The sequence below is a fragment of the Streptomyces sp. NPDC051041 genome (assembly GCF_044456065.1).
Lineage (GTDB): Bacteria > Actinomycetota > Actinomycetes > Streptomycetales > Streptomycetaceae > Streptomyces > Streptomyces glaucus.
In genome coordinates this window covers 1-1,121 of record NZ_JBITFM010000046.1, presented here as the reverse complement: position 1 = coordinate 1,121, position 1,121 = coordinate 1, and the positions used below count along the sequence as shown (strand labels likewise).

Sequence of the window (1,121 nt, the reverse complement as noted above, 5' to 3'; positions counted from 1 at the left end):
GCCAAGGCGGTGGTGGGTGAGTCGTTCGAGGTGTCGGCCACCGTGTTCCGGGAGGGGCACGATGCGGTGGCGGCCAATGTCGTGCTGCGGGATCCGCAGGGCCGGCCGGGGCCGTGGACGCCGATGCGGGAGCTGGCTCCGGGCACCGACCGCTGGGGCGCCACCGTCACCGTGGACCGTGAGGGCCGCTGGACGTACGCCGTGGAGGCGTGGAGCGATCCGGTGGCGACCTGGCGGCATCATGCGCGGATCAAGGTGCCGGCCGGTATCGACATCGCTTTGGTGCTGGAGGAGGGGGCGCGGCTGTACGAGCGGGCCGCGGCGGGGGTGCCGCGGGAGGCCGGGCGCGCGGTGGTGCGGGCCGCGGTGGCGGCGCTGCGCGACGAGGGCCGGCCGGCCGCGTCGCGGCTGGCGGCGGCGCTGACGCCGGAGGTGGACGCGGTGCTGGCCCGCCATCCGCTGCGGGAGCTGGTCACCTCCTCGCCGCCGCTGCCGCTGCTGGTGGAGCGGGAGCGGGCGCTGTTCGGGTCCTGGTACGAGTTCTTCCCGCGTTCGGAGGGCACGCCCGAGCGGCCGCACGGCACTTTCCGCACCGCCGCGCGGCGGCTGGAGGCGATCGCGGCGATGGGCTTCGACGTGGTCTACCTGCCGCCGATCCATCCGATCGGCACCACCTTCCGCAAGGGCCGCAACAACACCTTGTCCGCCGGCCCGGACGATGTGGGGGTGCCCTGGGCGATCGGCTCCGCGGAGGGCGGCCACGACGCCGTCCATCCGCAGCTGGGCACGATCGAGGACTTCGACCGTTTCGTGGAGCGGGCCCGTGCGCTGGGTCTGGAGGTGGCCCTGGACTTCGCCCTGCAGTGCTCGCCGGACCATCCGTGGGTGGACAAGCACCCCGAGTGGTTCCACCACCGTCCCGACGGGTCGATCGCCTATGCGGAGAACCCGCCCAAGAAGTACCAGGACATCTATCCGATCGCCTTCGACGCCGACTTCGAGGGTCTGGTCGCCGAGACGCTGCGGGTGCTGCGGCACTGGATGGGCCACGGGGTGCGGATCTTCCGGGTGGACAATCCGCACACCAAGCCGGTGGTGTTCTGGGAGCGGGTGCTGGCCGA

At 73.0% G+C, this 1,121-nt stretch carries 1 protein-coding gene; it reads left to right on the top strand.

Annotated elements, in window-relative coordinates; all coding sequences use genetic code 11:
* The coding region (locus ACIBAI_RS28935; RefSeq protein WP_399038788.1) for a maltotransferase domain-containing protein at nucleotides 1-1,121 on the top strand (1,121 nt) is incomplete at both ends.